Here is a 19,274-nt window from a genome sequence, read left to right as displayed (position 1 = left end):
AAACCCTCTTTGCTTAATTCATCCAGCCCTTGACCCAATCCATCACCGATTCCGCGTCAGCAGGTGCACTGCCACCGCATGCGGCGCCGGGAGGTGGTTCGCTGCCGCGAATATACGGCATCTGTACCGCGCCAGGACAGTTGGCATCAGAGCCTTGGCCGGTGTGCGGGTCGATCCAGGCCTGCACGATATTGTCCGGCTGCGGCATGTTGAGCGGCAACGGGTCGGCCTTGCGCATGAAACTGGTCCACACCTGCAACGCACCGGTGGCCCCGGTAAACGGCGTCTTGCCGTTGTCGTCACGCCCCAGCCACACCACCGCCAATACATCCTGGCCGAAGCCCGCGAACCAGCTGTCACGCGAATCGTTACTGGTACCGGTCTTGCCGGCCAGGGTCAGGTTCGACGGCAACACGTTATAGACCGAACGCCCAGTACCCTCACGCATCACGCGCTGCATGGCGTTCTGGATCAGGTAGATAGAGCCCGCGTCGAAACGCTGCTGGATCTGGAACGGATAACGCTTGAGCGGTTCGCCATCAGCGGTCAGCACACTCCGGATACCGCGCATGGGCGTATTGAAGCCGCCATTGGCCAGGGTTTGGTACATGGTGGCCACTTCCATGGGAGTCATGGCCGCAGCGCCCAGTAGCATGGACGGAAACGCCGGAAACTCACGCTCGACCCCCAGTCGCGCCAACGTCTTCAGCACATTCGGCACACCGACCTCAAGCCCAAGGCGTGAGGTCGAGATGTTGTAGGAGTGCGCCAACCCCTGATACAGGAACACCGTGCCGTGGGAGCGGCGGTCGAAGTTCTTGGGCGTCCAGACCTGGCCGTCCGCGCCTTTGACCGACAGCGGGTCATCCGACAGCCAACTGGTCAGCGTGTACTTGCTGGGTTTTTCCAATGCGCTCAAATAGACAGCAGGCTTGACCAGCGAGCCTATCGGACGCACAGCATCCAGCGCACGGTTGAAGCCGGCGAAGCTGGCCTGGCGGCTACCGATCATGGCCTGGACTTCACCGGTCTCCGGGTTGGTCACGACCATGGCGGCCTCGACTTCATCCGAGCCTTTGCGGCCGGTCAGGCGCTTGAAGGTGTCGTTGACCGACGCCTCGGCCTTCATTTGCAGGATCGGATCGAAGCTGGTGAAGATCCGCAGGCCCTCTTCGGTCAAGTCTTCGTCACGGTAGTCTTCACGCAGCTGACGCTTGACCAGGTCGATAAAGCCGGGGAATGAGCTGTCCGCCAGCTTGCCGCGGGTGGTTACACCCAGCGGCATTTTCTTCGCGGCGGCCACCTGCTCGGCCGTGGCAACACCTTGCTGCTCCAGCACATCGAGTACCAGGTTACGGCGCTCAAGCGCACGCTCCGGGTTGCGACGCGGGTTGTAATAGGACGGCCCCTTGACCATCCCCACCAGCAACGCGACTTGATGCAACTTCAACTCGGACAATGGCTGCCCAAAGAAGAATTGGCTGGCCAAGCCGAAACCGTGCACCGCGCGCTGGCCATCCTGACCGACGAATACCTCGTTGAGGTAGGCCTCGAGGATTTCCTGCTTGCTGTAATGCAGCTCCAGCAACATCGCCATCATGGCTTCAGTGAGTTTACGGGTCAGGCTGCGTTCACTGGTCAGGTAGAAGTTCTTGACCAGTTGCTGCGTGAGCGTACTGCCGCCCTGGGTCATCTTGCCGCCGGAGGTGTTGACCCAAATGGCGCGGGCAATCGACTTCGGCGAGACGCCCCAATGGCTGTAGAAGTCGCGGTCTTCCACAGCCACCAGGGTTTCCAGCAGGTACGGCGGAACCTGATCGAGTTTGATCAGGATGCGATCTTCAAGATTTTTCGGGTAAATACCGCCGATCATCAAAGGTTCCAGGCGCACCACCGGCAGCTTGGAGCCATTGAGCGACGACAGCTCAGCCACATAGTCGCCGGAAAAACGCACGCGCACAGGCTGAGCTTTTTCCAGGCCTTCGTAGAACTGGAAGCCACGGGTGTTCAGGTCGACGGTATTACCGCTGACGGCCGCCGCGCCTGGGCCATTGCTCACGGGCTCGCGACGGTAGCCCAGTGCGTCGAGCTCGGTCAGAAAGTCTTCCTTGCTCAGCTTCTGGCCGGAGAACAACTCCAGCGGGCGTGCGTACACCTTGGCCGGAATGGTCCAGCGCTTGCCGGAGAACTTTTCCTGCACCACGGCATCGAGGTACACCGCAAAGCCGGCGATCACCACAAGGCCCACCAGGCCAAGCTTGAGCGCCCAGCCCAGCCAGGGGCGCAGGCTGCGGGAAGGAGGTTTTTTACGGGAACGGGGAGATCGGGTTCGAGTCATGGCGGCGGATTATACGCACTTTATTGATGATCAACATGAGCCGGACAGCGGTTTGCACGACTGGCATCAGCAGCCATAATGCCCACCATGATTTCTCCCCGACTTTGAAGGATCGCCCGTGAGCCAGTCCCTGATCGCTGCCCTGCAAAACCCGGCTTTGTACCCTCATCCGGTTGAAGCGTTTCAAGTCATCGAGACCCATATTTCCTGGGTGATACTGACAGGCGCCTACGCATATAAACTGAAGAAGCCGATGAACTTCGGCTTCCTGGACTTCACCCAACTGGAGGACCGCGGCCACTTCTGTCGCGAAGAACTGCGCCTCAATCAGCGCCTGACCGCAGATTTGTATCTTGAAGTGTTGCCAATTACCGGCACCTCCGAGGCACCGCAACTGGGCGGCGATGGCCCGGTGATCGAGTACGCGCTGAAGATGCGTCAGTTCCCGCAAAGCCAGATGCTCAGCACCCTGCAAGCCAACGGCGAACTGACCTGCGCGCACATCGACGAGATGGCCCAGCAGATTGCACACTTCCACCTCACCGCCCCCAAGGTTCCCCAAGAGCATCCGGCCGGCACGCCGGAGGAAGTGATGGCTCCGGTGCGCCAGAACTTCGACCAGATCCGCCCGTTTCTCAGCGACAAGGCCGACCTGACTCAACTGGAGGCCCTGCAAGCCTGGGCTGAAAGCAGTTTTGAACGTCTCAAGCCCCTGCTGGAGCAGCGCAAGCTCAATGGCTATACCCGCGAATGCCACGGCGATATCCACTTAGGCAACGCAACCCTCATTGATGGTCACGTGGTGATCTTCGACTGCATCGAGTTCAACGAGCCCTTCCGCTTTACCGATGTGTACGCAGACACCGCGTTTTTGGCCATGGACCTGGAAGATCGCGGCCTGAAAAGCCTGGCACGGCGTTTTATCAGCCAGTACCTGGAACTGACCGGTGACTACCAGGGCCTCGAGCTACTGAACTTCTATAAAGCCTACCGTGCGCTGGTTCGCGCCAAAGTTGCGCTGTTCAGCATGCCGAGCGAAGCAAGCCCGGTGCAACGCGCCAACACCCTGCGCCAGTACCGCAATTACGCCAACCTGGCGGAAAGCTACAGCACCATTCCGTCTCGCTTCCTGGCAATCACCCATGGCGTTTCAGCCGTGGGCAAGAGCCACGTCGCCATGCGCCTGGTCGAAGCCCTGGGCGCCGTGCGCCTGCGCTCGGATGTGGAACGCAAGCGCCTGTTTGGCGAGCAACAGATCGAAAACACGCCACAGGCTGGTATCTACAATCATGACGCCAGCGCTGCCACCTACGCACGCCTGAACGAAATGGCCGACACCGTGCTGCGCGCCGGTTACCCGGTGGTGCTGGATGCGACCTTCTTGAAACGCGCTCAACGTGACGCGGCTGCCCAAGTCGCCGAAGCTACCGGGGCGCCGTTCCTGATCCTCGATTGCAACGCGCCTCAAGCCGTTATTGCCAGTTGGCTGGCACAACGTCAGGCGGATAAAAACGACCCGTCCGACGCAACACTGAGCGTTATCGAAGAGCAGCAAGCCAGTCGTGAGCCGCTGACAGCACAGGAGCTGTTGCTGAGCAAGCGTGTCGAGACCAATGAAAGCGGGACCCTCGACGCTTTAGTCGCTCATATCCGTCAGCGCTTGCCGGGCCTGTAAGAAATATTTCTTGGTCGTGTCGTCTACTTCGACGCACGACCCAGAAATAGTGGCACTATAATGGCGTCATAATTCCAACAGGAGTCGCCATTATGAGTCAGCCCAAGCTTCTCGACACCCCGCTCTACGCGCTCCTGCACAAGGACGACATCCGCGGCTTCAATCAGGAACGCCCTGAGGGTGGCCCCATTGACATGCGTGGTGGCGACTTCCGGGGCTTGGACCTGCGCGACCTGAACGCCAAGGATGTTGACTTCACCGACGCCTATTTCCGTTCGGCCGACCTGCGCGGTCTGGATTTACGCGATTGCTCGCTGGAGGGCGCCAGTCTGGCCCACGCGCAGATTTCGGGGACTTATTTCCCACCCGAGCTCACGGCTGACGAGATTCTGATGTCAGTCAATTTCGGAACACGCCTGCGCTACCGTACCAAGTAGCCTTCGCTCAGAACCCCGGCTAAGTCCCAGGCGCGCCGGGCGGTTGCCGCCTGCCTGTCGCTAAAGCCATCACACCATTCTTATAAGCTTTTCGCCCGCTTCTGACCAAAGAACCACGCTTTTCCTACTGAGCGCTACACTCATTTTCAGGCTGCCTGGTCACGACACCCACCGCACCATTCGGCCGTCGCAAGGAGGCTTGATGAACGATGAGCTGCAACACCTGAAAAACCTTGGCAAGACGTCAGCGCAGTGGCTGCATGCGGTGGGCATCCACAGCGCGTCCGACTTGCGTCGCCTGGGAGCGGTCGATGCTTACCGAGCCGTGCGAACTCGCGGCTTTCGAGCATCGAAAGTCCTGCTGTATGCAATTGAAGGCGCATTGATGGATGTGCACTGGAACGACATTCCCACGGAGCGCAAGGAGGCGTTGAACCGTCAGCTGGATGCTATGTCAACGCGTCAGAAAAACTAGATTGGTGCAGACCCAATGTTTACGGGCATTACAAACGGGCGTTTGAGAAAACTGGATGAGCATGCAAAAACAAATGTTGACTCTCAAATGAGAATCGTTATGATTATCACAACTGGTCGCGAGATCAGCCGATAACTGAAAGACCATTGGTTCGGACTCTCAGATTATCTCCTCATCAGGCTAATCACGGTTATTTGACCCGGCTCTTGCCGGGTCTTTTTTTGCCCGCACATAACTGAGCTCAGCGCGCAATAATCAGCGGGTGCCCCCGCTCCGGATGTCGCTGTACCAGAACCTCCAAGCCAAAGACGGCCTTTAGCGGTTCAGGTTGCAGGACTTTAGAGGGCGTATCCAAGGCATGGGGGCGTCCGTCTTTCAGCAACAGGATCCGGTCGCAGTAACGCGCGGCCAGGTTCAAGTCATGCAGGATCACCAGCACGGCAGCGCCTTTGTCGGCAAAGCTGCGAATGGCCTGCAATGTGGTGTGCTGGTGCAAAGGATCGAGCATCGACGTCGGCTCATCCAACAGCAACGTATGCCCCGCCTCACCCGGCCATAACTGCGCCAATACCCGCGCGAGATGCACACGCTGCCGTTCGCCCCCCGACAAAGCCAGGTAACTGCGACCACTCAAGTGGCCGACATCCGCCGCTTGCAGCGCCGCATTGATGATTTCGTCATCGCGCACTCGCCCGGTCTGATGGGGCAAGCGCCCCATGCCTACCACCTCTTCGACACGAAAAGCAAAATCCAGGGTTGAGCTTTGCGGTAACACCGCCAGGCGCTGGGCACGCTGCGCGCCGTCCAGGCTCTTCAACTCTTGCTGATCCAGCCACACTCTGCCCTGATCAGGCTGCAACTCCCCGCAAAGCGCCCCCAGCAAGGTACTTTTGCCGGCACCGTTCGGCCCCAGCACGCCCAGTACTTCGCCCGGCAACAGGTTCAAGGTGACATCGGCCAGCACGGTTTTACGCCCACGCCGTATCTGCAACGCATCGACTCGCAGCATCAGGCGCGCCCCCGCAGTAACAGGTAGAGGAAAAATGGCGCACCGATAAATGCAGTAACAATACCAATCGGCAGCTCCGCGGGCGCCAGCGCCAGGCGTGCCACCAGGTCCGCAAACAACAACAAACTTGCCCCTGCCAGCACCGAGGCCGGTAGCAACACCCGATGATCCGGCCCCGCCAGCAGCCGTACCAGGTGCGGCACCACCAAGCCAACAAAGCCAATCATCCCTGCCGCCGCCACCGCCGCACCGACGCCCAAGGCCGTGCAGAACACCAATTCACGCTTGAGCCCCTCTACATCGATGCCCAGATGATTGGCCTCAGACTCTCCCAACAACAGCGCATTCAATGCCTTCGCCCGACGCGGCAACCACAGCGCCACGCCCGCGCTCACCAGCAGCAAGGGCCACAACCGCGAATAGCTCGCACCATTGAGGCTGCCGAGGTTCCAGAACGTCAGGGTGCGCAAAGTGGCGTCATCGGCCAAATAGGTAAACAGCCCGACCGCCGAACTGGCCAGCGCCGTAAGCGCGATACCAGCAAGCAGCATCGTCGCAACATTCGTCTGGCCATTGCGACGCCCCAGCCGATAGACCAGCGCCGTGACGCCCAGGCCACCGAGAAATGCGCACAACGACAACAGGTACGGCCCGAAGGCATCCGGCAGCCCGCCAAAAAACGAACCGCCGACAATCGCCACCGCCGCCCCCAATGCTGCGCCGCTGGACACCCCCACCAACCCAGGATCGGCCAGCGGGTTGCGAAACAATCCCTGCATCGCTACCCCTGACAACGCAAGCACCCCGCCGACCGCAAGGCCCAGCAAAGTTCGTGGCAGGCGAATCTGCCCCAGGATCAACTCGGCTTGTTCCAAGCCTGCTGCTTCAATCGGCACCCCCATCAGTCTTAAAGCAGCCCTGAGCGTGTCCACCAATGGCAGGCTGACCGGGCCCAGGGCCAATGAGAGCCAGATCGCCAATAGACATAACAGCGACAGCCCGATGAACAGTGTTTTCGGCTTGACCAGAGTGGTCATGGAGCAGGCTTGGCCTGGGACGGATAAAACCCGGCGGACAGCTTCACCAAGCTTTGTGGCAACCGCGGCCCCAGGCCTCCCACCAGTAGGGTCGGATCCAGCTCAAACACTCGCCCGCTCTTGGCTGCAGGTGTAGACGCAAGGATCGGATTTTCCTTGAACAAGGCTGCCCGCGCCGCATCGCCGGTGAGGGCGCGATCAGCAAACACCAGCACATCCGGGCTCAACCCTGCCAGCGACTCCACTGAAAACGGTTTGTAGCCCGTGTGCGTGGCCAGATTACGCCCGCCGGCCTGCTGCAACAGCCAATCGGCGGCCGTGTCCTTGCCAGCAACCAGCGGCTTGCCACCGGCATTGCCCAGCAGCAACAGAACACCCGGCGCCCTTTGCGTGGCCTGGGCCTTGTTCACCCAATTCTTTTGCTGCTCAAGCGCCTGCTCATATCCGGCAAACAACGTGTTGGCCTTGGCCTCACTGCCGAGCAACTTCCCCAGGTGTTGAAGGTTGTCTTTCAAGGTCGGCAGATCCGGCTGGGCCGAAAACATATCCACCTGCACGCCAGCATTGCGAATCTGCGCCAGAACCGGTGGTGGCCCCATTTCCTCGGTGCCCACGAGGATTTGCGGTTGCAGGCTGAGAATACCTTCGGCCGACAACTGCCGTTGATAGCCAATGCTCGGCAAAGCCTTGAGCGATTCGGGATGCTGACTGGTAGTATCCACCCCGACCAATTTCGATTCACCGCCCAGCGCCGCTACCCACTCCGATAGCGCCCCTCCGGCACTGACCCAGCGCTGTGGCAGCTCAGAGGCTTGCGCCCCGTGGTTGACCAGCAGTGAGGCAACAAGCGCAATTGCGCTGGTACTCAGACGCATAACAGGGTTTCCTTCCTAGGCAGGGCCACTCAAGCACTCATCGATGTGACAGATAATCCCTGCCAGGCATCGTATTGAGCACCCAGTCAACTGACGGGCGAAGCGGGCATTTGATAATTGTTTGCATTTGAACGTCAAGGCACTTAAGGATTGAAATGAAGTTTCTCTGCGCCTCAGGCGGCCTCGCCCCCAACAGCAGCCGCAGTTTTGAGATCGACGGCTGCAAGCTGCTGGCTGTGCGCCGGGACGGCATTGCCTACTTCTATCTCAACCGCTGCCCCCATCGCGGTATCCCGCTGGAATGGCAGCCCGACCGCTTCCTCGATGCCAGCGCCAGCCTGATCCAATGCGCCACCCATGGCGCACTGTTCCTGATCGAAAGCGGCGAATGCATCGCCGGCCCCTGTGCAGGCCAGAGCCTCACGGCCTTGCCTGGTCGGGAAGACGCACAGGGATTATGGGTAGAACTCTAGCTACCAAGCAGCACATGCAGTGGACGCTCGATGTAAATCTCTTGCGGCGTGACCCGTACGCCATACGCCAGCACCTCGACGCCCGCGGCCTTGGCCTCACGTAAAGCGCCAGCGTAGGCAGCGTCGATTTCCACGGCGGGGCGCACCGCATCGATTCCCGATAGATTCACGCAATACAACTGCACCGCTCGCACGCCTGTTCGTGACAGGTAAGCCAGCTCTCTCAGGTGCTTGGCCCCGCGCTGCGTCACCGCATCAGGAAAGGCCGCCACCGAAGTGTCGTCAAAGCCCAAGGTCACGCTTTTGACTTCGACGAACGCGGCACCCTGCGGGTAATCCAGGCGAAAATCGATCCGGCTCTTCTCCTGACCATAAGGTACTTCACGCTTCAACGCCGTGAAGCCATTGAGTTCAGTAATCACACCGGCACGCAGTGCTTCTTCCACCAGTTGATTGGCGCGTGCCGTGTTGACACACGCCAGCCGTCCCTGAGGCGTTTCAGCAATTTCCCAAGTGCCCGGCAACTTGCGCTTGGGATCGGAGGAACGACTGAACCAGACCTGGCCACCTTCGACCATGCAATTGAGCATCGAGCCGGTGTTCGGGCAGTGAATGGTGAGCAACTCGCCGGTAACGGTTTCGATATCGGTGAGAAAACGTTTGTAGCGACGAATCAGCCGCGCTTCTTCGAGAGGAGGATGAAATCGCATCAGCCTTGCCAGCTCCGCAAGCCACGCGCGATGCGTTCCACCGCCTCTTGTAGCCGATCGAGGTTTTGCGTGTAGGCAAACCGCACATGGTGACCGGCTTGATAACGGCCAAAGTCCAACCCAGGCGTAAAGGCCACATGTTCGGTTTCGAGAAAATGACGGCAGAACGCGAAGGCATCACCGCCGAACGCGCTGATATCGGCGTACAGGTAAAATGCACCCTCCGGCTCTACAGCAATGCCGAATCCCAACTCGCGCAATGCAGGCAGCAAGAAGTCGCGACGTCGACCGAATTCAGCGCGGCGCTCTTCAAGAATGCCCAGTGTTTGCGGGGTGAAACAGGCCAAGGCGGCGTATTGGGCCATGCTCGGCGCGCTGATGTAGAGGTTTTGCGCCAATTTCTCCAGTTCACTGACCGCGTCCGGCGGCGCTACCAGCCACCCCAGGCGCCAGCCGGTCATGCCGAAATACTTCGAAAAACTATTCAGGACAAAGGCGTCATCGTCGACTTCCAGTACGCTGGCGGCGTCTGTGCCGTAGGTCAACCCATGGTAGATCTCGTCGACCACCAAGTGCCCGTCGTGTGCCTTGATTGCATCGGACAGCCCGGCCAATTCGCCCCGCGTAAGAATAGTCCCGGTGGGATTGGCCGGAGACGCGACCAGCGCACCCACACTGTCCTGGTCCCAATGCCTGGCAACCAAGTCTGCGGTCAATTGGTAGCGCACCTCCGGCCCCACCGGCACCAACTGGGCCGCGCCTTCTACCAACCGCAGGAAATGTCGGTTGCAAGGATACCCCGGGTCCGCCAGCAACCAGTGCTTGCCTGGGTCTACCAGCAGACTGCTCGTTAACAACAAGGCGCCGGAGCCACCGGGGGTGATCAGAATGCGCTCGGGATCGACACTCAAACCGTAACGCTGCTGATAAAACCCGCTGATGGCCTCGCGCAATTCGGGCAACCCACGGGCGGCGGTATAGCGGGTCTTGCCGTTCGCCAGTGCGGCCTGGCCGGCCTGGATGATCGGTTCGGCCGTGGTGAAATCCGGCTCGCCGATTTCCAGGTGGATCACATCATGGCCGGCGGCCTGCAGCTCATTGGCCCGTGCCAGTAACGCCATGACATGAAAAGGTTCGATAGCGCGACTGCGCGCACTGTAGGGCTGAGCCATTAGCCTTCCTTAACGGTGAGGACAAAATCAGGATTCTACCGAACCCTCGCGGTAAAACATGCTCTATTGCCTGCTCGGCCATCCAAGATGAGCCCGGCAGGCGCCTGTAAAACGACTAAAATCAACATTCGAGCGGGTACATCCCCAGCCATGGCGGGCTGTTGCAGTTTGCAACCCCTTTGTCGTGGAGCTCGACAACCGGGAGTGGCGCACCCTGAATCTATCTGGTAAGTTCGCCCGCTTGCAGCCGCAGGGCCGGCAGGTGTCGGTGACGTTGCAATCCTGCGCAATGGATTAGAAGAGTGAGAGGCGGTCTATTCATGTCCACCCAAGCAAAGCAACAGAGCATCAGCGGCTTCCAACCCTACGTTGAGTCGAAGGGCGAGGAATACATGGGCAAGCCCATGCGCGAGCACTTCTCCAAAATCCTGAAGCAGTGGAAACAGGACTTGATGCAGGAAGTCGACCGCACGGTTGACCATATGAAGGACGAAGCAGCCAATTTCCCGGACCCGGCCGACCGTGCCAGCCAGGAAGAGGAATTCGCCCTCGAACTGCGCGCCCGTGATCGCGAGCGTAAACTGATCAAGAAGATCGACAAGACCCTGCAACTGATCGAAGACGAGGAATATGGCTGGTGCGAATCCTGCGGCGTCGAGATCGGTATTCGCCGCCTGGAAGCCCGCCCAACCGCGGACCTGTGCGTAGACTGCAAGACCTTGGCTGAAATCAAGGAAAAACAGGTCGGCAAATAACCCTGCCGAACTGAACGAATGGGGCGTGCTAACGCCCCATTTTTGTTTCTGGCGTTTACCGCTTTTGCAGTAGTATCCGGCCCATGACAGCCTCTACCTATATCGGGCGTTTCGCCCCCACGCCCAGCGGCCATTTGCACTTCGGCTCCCTGGTTGCCGCCCTCGCCTCCTACCTCGATGCTCGCGCCCACCAGGGTCGCTGGTTGATGCGCATGGAAGATCTCGACCCACCGCGTGAAGAGCCCGGCGCCCAGGCAGCGATTCTGCATGCTCTGGAAAGCTACGGCTTTGAATGGGATGGCGATCTGGTCCGACAGAGCAAGCGGCATGATGCCTACGCCAAAGTGCTGAATGACTTGTTCAACCACGGCCTGGCGTACGCCTGCACGTGCTCACGTAAACAGCTGGAACCCTATAACGGGATTTACCCCGGCCTGTGCCGTAATGCCGGCCACGATCAGCAAGATGCCGCCATCCGTCTGCGCGTACCCGAACTGGAATACCACTTTACCGATCGCGTACAGGGTGAGTTCCGACAGCATCTGGGCCGCGATGCGGGCGATTTCATCATCCGTCGCCGCGATGGCCTCTACGCCTACCAATTGGCCGTGGTCCTCGACGACGCATGGCAAGGGGTTACCGACATCGTGCGCGGCGCCGACCTGCTCGACTCCACACCGCGCCAGCTGTACCTGCAAGAGCTACTGGGCCTGCGCCAGCCGCGTTACCTGCATGTGCCGCTGATCGTACAGCCGGACGGCCACAAGCTGGGCAAATCCTACCGTTCACCGCCGTTGACGGCCGACCAGGCCACGCCTTTGCTGCTCCGGGCCCTGCGCGCCCTTGGCCAGCCAGCCGGCGATGAACTGCTGCACGCCAGCCCACGGGAACTGCTGGATTGGGGCATTGCACACTGGGACGCCACCCGCATCCCACGCACACTCACGTTGGCTGAAGCGCAATTGAGCTGAAGGCGCTTGCAGGTTGCCAGCCATCCGTTACCATCGCCGCAGATTTTTAATCAGAGGCCAACATGTACATCTATCGATTGGTCCTGCTGCTGGTCGTCGGGATCTACCTGTTTTCCCCCGCCATCATGGATTGGTGGATCGACGCCACGGGCGCCTGGTACCGCCCCTATCTGCTGTGGCTGATCCTGATCGTCGTGACTTTCATCCTGCAGAGCCAAAAAGATGCCGATGAGCTTTAGCCTCACCCAGATGCTGCTGATCAGCGCCGCCTACCTGGCTGCGTTGTTCGGCGTGGCCTGGATCAGTGAGCGCGGGATGATTCCGCGGGCGATCATTCGCCATCCGCTGACCTACACCTTGTCCCTGGGCGTGTACGCCAGTGCCTGGGCGTTCTATGGCACGGTAGGCCTGGCCTATCAGTACGGCTACGGCTTTCTCTCCAGCTACCTGGGGGTGTCCGGCGCCTTCCTGCTGGCGCCGGTGCTGCTCTACCCGATCCTGAAAATCACCCGTACCTACCAGTTGTCGTCCTTGGCGGACCTCTTCGCCTTTCGCTTTCGCAGCACCTGGGCCGGCGCGCTGACCACGATTTTCATGCTGATCGGCGTGCTGCCATTACTGGCCTTGCAAATCCAGGCGGTAGCCGACTCCATCAGCATCCTGACCCGCGAGCCGGTACAACACCTTGTTGCCCTGGCTTTCTGCGCGCTGATCAGCCTGTTTACGATTTTCTTCGGCTCGCGTCATATCGCCACCCGTGAGAAGCACGAAGGCCTGGTGTTTGCGATTGCCTTTGAGTCGGTCATCAAGCTGATCGCCATCGGCGGCGTCGGCCTTTATGCGCTTTACGGTGTGTTCGACGGCCCGCAACAGCTGGAACTCTGGCTGCTGCAAAACCAGACTGCCCTCGCCGCCTTGCATACTCCCTTGCAGGAAGGCCCCTGGCGCACACTGCTGCTGGTGTTCTTCGCCTCGGCGATCGTAATGCCGCACATGTATCACATGACCTTCACCGAAAACCTCAACCCCCGTTCGCTGGTCAGCGCCAGCTGGGGATTACCGCTGTTCCTGCTGCTGATGAGCCTGGCGGTGCCGCTGATCCTGTGGGCCGGCCTGAAACTGGGGGCCACCACTAATCCTGAGTACTTCACCCTGGGCATCGGCATTGCCGCCAACAGCCCGGCCCTGGCGCTGCTGGCGTATGTCGGCGGTTTGTCGGCGGCCAGCGGGTTGATCATTGTCACTACGCTGGCGCTCTCGGGCATGGCGCTCAACCATCTGGTGCTGCCGCTGTACCAGCCGCCGGCCGAAGGCAATATCTACCGCTGGTTGAAATGGACCCGCCGTGCGCTGATCATCGCGATCATCATGGCTGGCTACGGGTTCTACCTGCTGCTTGGCGCCGGGCAAGACTTGGCCAACCTCGGCATCGTCGCGTTTGTTGCCACCTTGCAGTTCCTGCCGGGCGTGTTGTCGGTGCTGTACTGGCCAACCGCCAATCGCCGTGGCTTTATTGCCGGGCTACTGGCGGGAATCCTGGTTTGGGTTGTCACCATGCTGCTACCGCTGGTCGGAAATTTGCAGGGTTTCTACATCCCGTTGCTGAACATGATCTACGTGCTCGACGACACCAGTTGGCACATGGCGGCCATTGCATCGCTGGCTGCCAACGTACTGATGTTTACCCTGATCTCACTGTTCACCAACGCCAGCCCCGAAGAAACCAGCGCCGCCGAAGCCTGCGCGGTGGACAACGTACGCCGCCCGCAACGCCGCGAGCTGCATGCTGCCTCGCCCCAGGAGTTCGCCACGCAGCTGGCCAAGCCCCTGGGCGCGAAGGCGGCGCAAAAGGAAGTCGAGCAGGCACTGCGTGACCTCTACCTGCCGTTTGACGAGCGCCGCCCCTACGCCCTGCGCCGTCTGCGCGACCGTATCGAGGCCAACCTCTCCGGCCTGATGGGCCCCAGCGTCTCCCAGGACATGGTGGAAACCTTCTTGCCCTACAAGGCTGGCGGCGAAAACTACGTCACCGAAGACATCCATTTCATCGAAAGCCGGCTGGAGGATTACCATTCGCGCCTCACCGGCCTGGCCGCCGAGCTCGACGCCCTGCGCCGCTACCACCGCCAGACCCTGCAGGAACTGCCAATGGGCGTCTGCTCCCTGGCCAAGGACCAGGAGATCCTGATGTGGAACAAGGCTATGGAAGAACTCACCGGCATCGCCGCGCAACGAGTGGTGGGTTCGCGGCTTAATACCCTGGGCGATCCCTGGAAAGAACTGCTCCTGGGCTTTATCAACCTGCCCGATGAGCACCTGCATAAACAACACCTGGCCCTCGACGGTCAGACCCGTTGGCTCAACCTGCACAAGGCTGCCATCGATGAGCCCCTTGCGCCTGGTAACAGCGGCCTGGTATTGCTGGTGGAAGACCTGACCGACACACAAATGCTCGAAGACAAGCTGGTGCATTCCGAGCGCCTGGCCAGCATTGGCCGCCTGGCGGCGGGCGTGGCCCACGAAATCGGCAACCCGATCACCGGTATCGCCTGCCTTGCGCAGAACCTGCGGGAAGAGCGTGAAGAAGACGGTGAAATCACCGAAATCAGCGGACAAATCCTCGAGCAGACCAAGCGCGTCTCACGCATCGTGCAGTCACTGATGAGCTTCGCCCACTCCGGCGCGCATCGGAATCAGGATGAAGCGGTGTGCCTGGCCGAAGTGGCGCAGGATGCCATTGGGCTGCTGGCCTTGAACCGACGCAATTTCGAAGTACAGTTCTTCAATCTGTGTGATCCGGAACATTGGGTCGATGGCGACTCACAACGCCTGGCCCAAGTGCTGATCAACCTGCTGTCCAATGCACGCGACGCGTCGCCGGCCGGCAGCGCGGTACGCGTCAAGAGCGAGGCTTTCGAGCATACGATCGACCTGATCGTGGAAGACGAAGGCAGCGGCATTCCACAGAACATCATGGACCGATTGTTCGAACCTTTCTTCACCACCAAGGACCCCGGTGAAGGTACCGGTCTGGGCCTTGCACTGGTCTATTCCATCGTTGAAGAGCATTATGGACAAATCACCATCGACAGCCCGGCTGACACAGAAAGCCAACGCGGCACCCGTATCAGGGTGACCTTGCCGCGTCATGTCGAAGCGACGTCCGCTGTGAACTGAGACCGTCGAGAGAATTGAATCAATGCCGCACATTTTGATCGTCGAAGACGAAACCATTATCCGCTCTGCCTTGCGCCGCCTGCTTGAACGTAATCAGTATCAGGTCAGCGAAGCCGGCTCGGTGCAGGAAGCCCAAGAGCGATTCAGCATTCCCACGTTCGACCTGATTGTCAGCGACCTGCGCCTGCCAGGAGCCCCGGGCACCGAGCTGATCAAGCTGGGCCAAGGCACCCCGGTGCTGATCATGACCAGCTACGCCAGCCTGCGCTCGGCGGTGGACTCGATGAAGATGGGCGCGGTGGACTACATTGCCAAGCCTTTCGACCACGATGAAATGCTCCAGGCCGTGGCCCGCATCCTGCGTGACCGTCAATCGGCCAGCAGCGCGCCTGCCGAACAGCGCCCAGCCGGTAAAACGACCAACGGCGCCGACAAGCCAAGCGTCGACAACAGCAACGGCGAGATCGGCATCATCGGCTCCTGCCCACCGATGCAGGATCTGTACAGCAAGATCCGCAAAGTAGCGCCGACCGACTCCAATGTATTGATCCAGGGCGAGTCGGGGACCGGTAAGGAACTGGTAGCCCGCGCCCTGCACAACCTGTCCAAGCGTGCCAAGGCACCGATGATCTCGGTGAACTGCGCGGCGATCCCCGAATCCCTGATCGAGTCCGAATTGTTCGGCCACGAAAAAGGCGCGTTCACTGGCGCCAGCGCCGGGCGCGCGGGGTTGGTGGAAGCCGCAGACGGCGGCACCTTGTTCCTCGATGAGATAGGCGAGTTGCCCCTGGAAGCCCAGGCCCGCTTGCTGCGGGTGCTGCAGGAAGGCGAGATTCGACGCGTAGGTTCGGTGCAATCGCAAAAGGTCGATGTGCGACTGATTGCTGCGACACACCGTGACCTCAAGAGCCTGGCCAAGATCGGCCAGTTCCGTGAAGACTTGTATTACCGTCTGCACGTGATCGCCCTCAAGCTGCCGGCCCTGCGCGAGCGCGGCGCCGACGTCAACGAGATCGCCAGTGCGTTCCTGTTGCGCCAGAGTGCGCGCATCAACCGTACCGACCTGAAGTTTGCCGCAGACGCCGAGCAGGCGATCCGGCATTACTCGTGGCCGGGTAACGTGCGGGAACTGGAGAACGCTGTCGAACGCGCGGTGATTCTGTCGGAGAGCCCGGAGATTTCCGCCGAGTTGCTGGGTATCGATATCGAGCTCAGTGACCTGGACGACGATGATTTTATTGGCTTGGCCCCGCAACAGGGCGGCGCTAGCAATACCAGCCATGAACCGACGGAAGATTTGTCACTGGAAGACTACTTCCAGCATTTCGTCCTCGAACATCAGGACCATATGACCGAGACCGAGCTGGCACGCAAGCTGGGGGTGAGTCGCAAATGCCTGTGGGAACGGCGTCAGCGCCTGGGCATTCCACGGCGCAAGACCGGAGTCGCCAGCGAAAGCTGAGGGTGCGCCCCTCCAGGTAACACCTGCTGATGTGAAAAAACTGTTACCGCTGACTTTTCACGTAACAGAAGCCGGGGCTTACGGTAACGAAGCCCCGGCTTTTTTTCGGCCCCCAAAACCACAAAACCACCTCAACCCCCCGTTTTTGCTGGCCGGCGCAAAAGTTGGCACGCACCCTGCTATATGCTTAGTACAAAAACAATAACAAGCTTTGTACAAGACAATAAAAATAAGACGAATCGACTCACGCATAACAAAAACAACACGGCGGAGGCGCAGCTAACTGATTCTTTTGGAGAGGCGTTGCATTTGGGGCTTGCCCCGCAACCAGGCCGAGAACAACAAAAACTGCCCTAAGGCAGAGCCTGTACTGGTTGGATCGTAGATCAGCAACACAGCGACCAAAGCAATCCGTTTGCTCTTGACTCCCAATTGGGAGTGTCATGAAGGTGAAGCTTCATGGCGAGGGCGATCAACAAAAACAAGAAGCCCGAAACCAATAATAAAAATAGAGCACGCAACTACTTCTGGGGGAGCTTCGGCTCCCCTTGTAGTTTCCGGCATTTGACGTTCTGAAGCTTATGGCGCAATGCCTGTAGCTTGTTCCTACACCATCCCCCGACTAAATGCTAGAATCCCGGCCCATCATGCGGTCATTCTTCGTTATGGCCGAACATTCCTTCAAACAGTGCATCCCATGCTGAAGAAGTTGTTCCAGTCATTCCGTTCTCCCTTGCGTCGAACGCAACACAAACGCAGCACGCCTGAAGTGCTCAATAGCAGCCAGCATTCACTGCAACGGGCTCAATTCAGCCGTTATGCAGTGAACATCGTCGAACGTTTGCAGAACGCCGGCTACCAGGCTTACCTGGTGGGTGGTTGCGTACGCGACATGCTGCTCAATATCACGCCCAAGGATTTCGACGTCGCCACCAGCGCCACGCCTGAACAGGTACGTGCCGAGTTTCGTAATGCACGCATCATCGGCCGGCGCTTCAAGTTGGTGCATATCCACTTTGGACGCGAAATCATCGAGGTCGCCACCTTCCGCGCCGGCCACCCGCAAAACGACGAAGAGGAAGACACCAATCAGTCTTCCCGCAACGAAAGCGGGCGCATCCTGCGCGACAATGTCTACGGCACCCTGGAGGAAGACGCGCAACGTCGCGACTTCACCATCAATGCCTTGTATTACGACCCGGTCAGCGAGCGCATCCTCGATTACGCCAATGGCGTACACGACATTCGCAATAACTTGATCCGCCTGATCGGCGACCCGACGCAGCGCTACCAGGAAGATCCGGTGCGCATGCTGCGTGCCGTGCGCTTCGCGGCCAAGCTCAACTTCGGCATCGAGAAACACACCGCTGCGCCGATTCGCGAGCTGGCGCCAATGCTGCGGGAAATTCCCTCGGCGCGCCTGTTCGAGGAAGTGCTCAAGCTGTTTCTCTCGGGCTATGCCGCCGACACCTTCGAAATGCTTGTCGACCTGCAGTTGTTCGATCCATTGTTCCCGGCCAGCGCCGAGGCCTTGGAATACAACCCAACGTATACCCACACGCTGATCAGCGAAGCGTTGGTCAACACTGACCTGCGCATTAAGCAGAACAAACCGGTAACCCCAGCGTTCCTGTTTGCCGCCCTATTGTGGCCTGCCCTGCCCAAGCGGGTGCTGCGCCTGCAGGACCGTGGCATGCCGCCGATCCCGGCCATGCAAGAAGCGGCACACGAGCTGATCACCGAACAGTGCCAACGCATCGCCATCCCAAAACGCTTCACCATGCCGATCCGCGAGATCTGGGACATGCAGGAGCGCCTGCCGCGCCGCAGCGGCAAACGTGCCGACCTGCTGCTGGACAACCCGCGCTTCCGTGCTGGCTACGACTTCCTGCTGCTGCGCGAAAGTGCCGGCGAGCAGACCGATGGCCTGGGCGAATGGTGGACCGACTATCAGGACGCCAATGACAGCCAGCGCCGCGAAATGATTCGCGAGCTGGGTAGTAAAGGCGATAGTACCGGTGAAGGGCCGAAAAAGCGGCGCCGCAGCGGTAGCAAGCGTAAACGCAGCGCCGCCGACGCCTCGGGCGCCGCAGGGGAATAAGCGTGGAGCGTATCTACATCGGCATGGGCAGCAACCTCGCTGCCCCGGACCAGCAATTGCGCCGCGCGATCACAGCCCTGGCGCAACTGCCAGACACCACCCTCGCCGGTGTCTCCGCGTTCTATCAAAGCGACTCCCTGCTTCCAGGCCAACCGCGCTTCACCAACGCGGTGGCGGCCCTGGACAGCAACATGGCCCCGTTGGATCTGCTCGATGCACTGCAAACCATCGAGAAGGATCAGGGCCGCGAGCGCCATGAGCGTTGGGGCCCACGCACGCTGGACCTGGATATCCTGCTGTTTGGCGATCACTTGATCGATGAGCCGCGCCTGAAGGTGCCGCACTACCAGATGCACGTGCGGGCGTTTGTGTTGTATCCGCTGGCCGAGTTGGCTCCCACCACCCTGCAACTGCCTGACGGGCACCGCTTGAGCGACCTGCTCACCACCTGCCCATTCGTCGGCCTGGAACGCCTCCCTCAAGAATGACTCGGTCAATGTGGGAGCTGGCTTGCCTGCGATACAAACGACTCGGTGTGTCAGCTATACCGACCTGATGCCGTCGCTGGCAAGCCAGCTCCCACACTTGATCGCCTGTGCCGCGATAC

General features: G+C 60.0%; 17 protein-coding genes. 11 read left to right on the top strand and 6 right to left on the bottom strand.

Features of this window, described 5'->3' with window-relative positions; all coding sequences use genetic code 11:
* Nucleotides 1-13 precede the first annotated feature (13 nt).
* Entirely contained in the window at nucleotides 14-2,338 is a 2,325-nt protein-coding gene (gene mrcB, locus NMB39_RS04450) for a penicillin-binding protein 1B (protein WP_306956440.1), read from the bottom strand.
* A 118-nt stretch (nucleotides 2,339-2,456) separates the two neighbouring features.
* Between mrcB and NMB39_RS04445 the strand changes: the two genes are divergently transcribed.
* The 3 genes from NMB39_RS04445 to NMB39_RS04435 all read left to right on the top strand — a co-directional run bounded on the left by NMB39_RS04445 (nucleotide 2,457) and on the right by NMB39_RS04435 (nucleotide 4,925).
* Nucleotides 2,457-4,013: a bifunctional aminoglycoside phosphotransferase/ATP-binding protein gene (locus tag NMB39_RS04445; protein ID WP_198719420.1), complete on the top strand. Its 1,557-nt coding sequence runs from the start codon at nucleotides 2,457-2,459 to the stop codon at nucleotides 4,011-4,013.
* A 92-nt stretch (nucleotides 4,014-4,105) separates the two neighbouring features.
* Nucleotides 4,106-4,450, top strand: a complete 345-nt coding sequence (locus NMB39_RS04440; protein WP_046069532.1) for a pentapeptide repeat-containing protein — start codon at nucleotides 4,106-4,108, stop codon at nucleotides 4,448-4,450.
* 202 nt (nucleotides 4,451-4,652) lie between these two features.
* Entirely contained in the window at nucleotides 4,653-4,925 is a 273-nt protein-coding gene (locus NMB39_RS04435; protein ID WP_046069533.1) for a TfoX/Sxy family protein, read from the top strand.
* A gap of 241 nt (nucleotides 4,926-5,166) precedes the next feature.
* Here NMB39_RS04435 and NMB39_RS04430 read toward each other — a convergent pair whose 3' ends face one another.
* Genes NMB39_RS04430 through NMB39_RS04420 form a run of 3 tightly spaced genes read right to left on the bottom strand, consistent with a single transcriptional unit; the run spans nucleotide 5,167 to nucleotide 7,846 of the window.
* Nucleotides 5,167-5,934, bottom strand: a complete 768-nt coding sequence (locus tag NMB39_RS04430) for a heme ABC transporter ATP-binding protein (protein ID WP_494339594.1) — start codon at nucleotides 5,932-5,934, stop codon at nucleotides 5,167-5,169.
* A complete protein-coding gene (locus NMB39_RS04425) occupies nucleotides 5,934-6,971 on the bottom strand; it encodes a FecCD family ABC transporter permease (RefSeq protein WP_046069535.1) in 1,038 nt (345 codons plus the stop codon). The genes NMB39_RS04430 and NMB39_RS04425 overlap by 1 nt, the downstream gene beginning before the upstream one ends.
* Nucleotides 6,968-7,846, bottom strand: coding sequence for a heme/hemin ABC transporter substrate-binding protein (locus NMB39_RS04420; protein ID WP_046069536.1), 879 nt, complete (start codon nucleotides 7,844-7,846; stop codon nucleotides 6,968-6,970). Before NMB39_RS04420 ends, NMB39_RS04425 begins: the two co-directional genes overlap by 4 nt.
* Before the next feature lie 155 nt (nucleotides 7,847-8,001).
* Between NMB39_RS04420 and NMB39_RS04415 the strand changes: the two genes are divergently transcribed.
* Nucleotides 8,002-8,319 carry a Rieske (2Fe-2S) protein gene (locus NMB39_RS04415; RefSeq protein ID WP_046069537.1) on the top strand — a complete coding sequence of 106 codons (318 nt, stop codon included), beginning with the start codon at nucleotides 8,002-8,004 and terminating at the stop codon, nucleotides 8,317-8,319.
* Here NMB39_RS04415 and sfsA read toward each other — a convergent pair.
* Both sfsA and NMB39_RS04405 read right to left on the bottom strand, forming a co-directional pair.
* Nucleotides 8,316-9,029 (bottom strand): DNA/RNA nuclease SfsA, encoded by a 714-nt coding sequence (sfsA, locus tag NMB39_RS04410; RefSeq protein WP_494339595.1) that lies wholly within the window; start codon nucleotides 9,027-9,029, stop codon nucleotides 8,316-8,318. The genes NMB39_RS04415 and sfsA overlap by 4 nt on opposite strands.
* A complete protein-coding gene (locus NMB39_RS04405; protein WP_494339596.1) occupies nucleotides 9,029-10,201 on the bottom strand; it encodes a pyridoxal phosphate-dependent aminotransferase in 1,173 nt (390 codons plus the stop codon). The genes sfsA and NMB39_RS04405 overlap by 1 nt, the downstream gene beginning before the upstream one ends.
* Nucleotides 10,202-10,521: 320 nt before the next feature.
* On the opposite strand from NMB39_RS04405, the gene dksA reads away from it, so the two are divergent.
* The 7 genes from dksA to folK all read left to right on the top strand — a co-directional run bounded on the left by dksA (nucleotide 10,522) and on the right by folK (nucleotide 19,155).
* The gene (gene dksA / locus NMB39_RS04400; RefSeq protein WP_005791430.1) at nucleotides 10,522-10,956 is read left to right on the top strand and encodes an RNA polymerase-binding protein DksA; all 435 of its coding nucleotides are present in this window, start codon (nucleotides 10,522-10,524) and stop codon (nucleotides 10,954-10,956) included.
* Nucleotides 10,957-11,039: 83 nt separating this feature from the next.
* Entirely contained in the window at nucleotides 11,040-11,927 is an 888-nt protein-coding gene (gluQRS, locus tag NMB39_RS04395) for a tRNA glutamyl-Q(34) synthetase GluQRS (RefSeq protein ID WP_198719414.1), read from the top strand.
* A gap of 62 nt (nucleotides 11,928-11,989) precedes the next feature.
* Nucleotides 11,990-12,166 (top strand): hypothetical protein, encoded by a 177-nt coding sequence (locus NMB39_RS04390; RefSeq protein WP_003176118.1) that lies wholly within the window; start codon nucleotides 11,990-11,992, stop codon nucleotides 12,164-12,166.
* Entirely contained in the window at nucleotides 12,150-15,104 is a 2,955-nt protein-coding gene (locus NMB39_RS04385) for a sensor histidine kinase (RefSeq protein ID WP_164484458.1), read from the top strand. The genes NMB39_RS04390 and NMB39_RS04385 overlap by 17 nt, the downstream gene beginning before the upstream one ends.
* A gap of 22 nt (nucleotides 15,105-15,126) precedes the next feature.
* Nucleotides 15,127-16,566 carry a sigma-54-dependent transcriptional regulator gene (locus NMB39_RS04380; RefSeq protein ID WP_494339597.1) on the top strand — a complete coding sequence of 480 codons (1,440 nt, stop codon included), beginning with the start codon at nucleotides 15,127-15,129 and terminating at the stop codon, nucleotides 16,564-16,566.
* 697 nt (nucleotides 16,567-17,263) lie between these two features.
* On the top strand, nucleotides 17,264-18,667 hold the full coding sequence (locus NMB39_RS04375) for a polynucleotide adenylyltransferase PcnB (protein ID WP_494339598.1): 1,404 nt from the start codon (nucleotides 17,264-17,266) through the stop codon (nucleotides 18,665-18,667).
* A gap of 2 nt (nucleotides 18,668-18,669) precedes the next feature.
* Nucleotides 18,670-19,155, top strand: coding sequence for a 2-amino-4-hydroxy-6-hydroxymethyldihydropteridine diphosphokinase (gene folK / locus NMB39_RS04370; RefSeq protein ID WP_494339599.1), 486 nt, complete (start codon nucleotides 18,670-18,672; stop codon nucleotides 19,153-19,155).
* The last annotated feature ends 119 nt before the right edge of the window (nucleotides 19,156-19,274 follow it).

The organism is Pseudomonas sp. FBCC-B545, assembly GCF_059134095.1.
The sequence above is the reverse complement of the archived record's forward strand: the minus strand, read 5'-3'. Positions and strand labels throughout refer to the sequence as shown.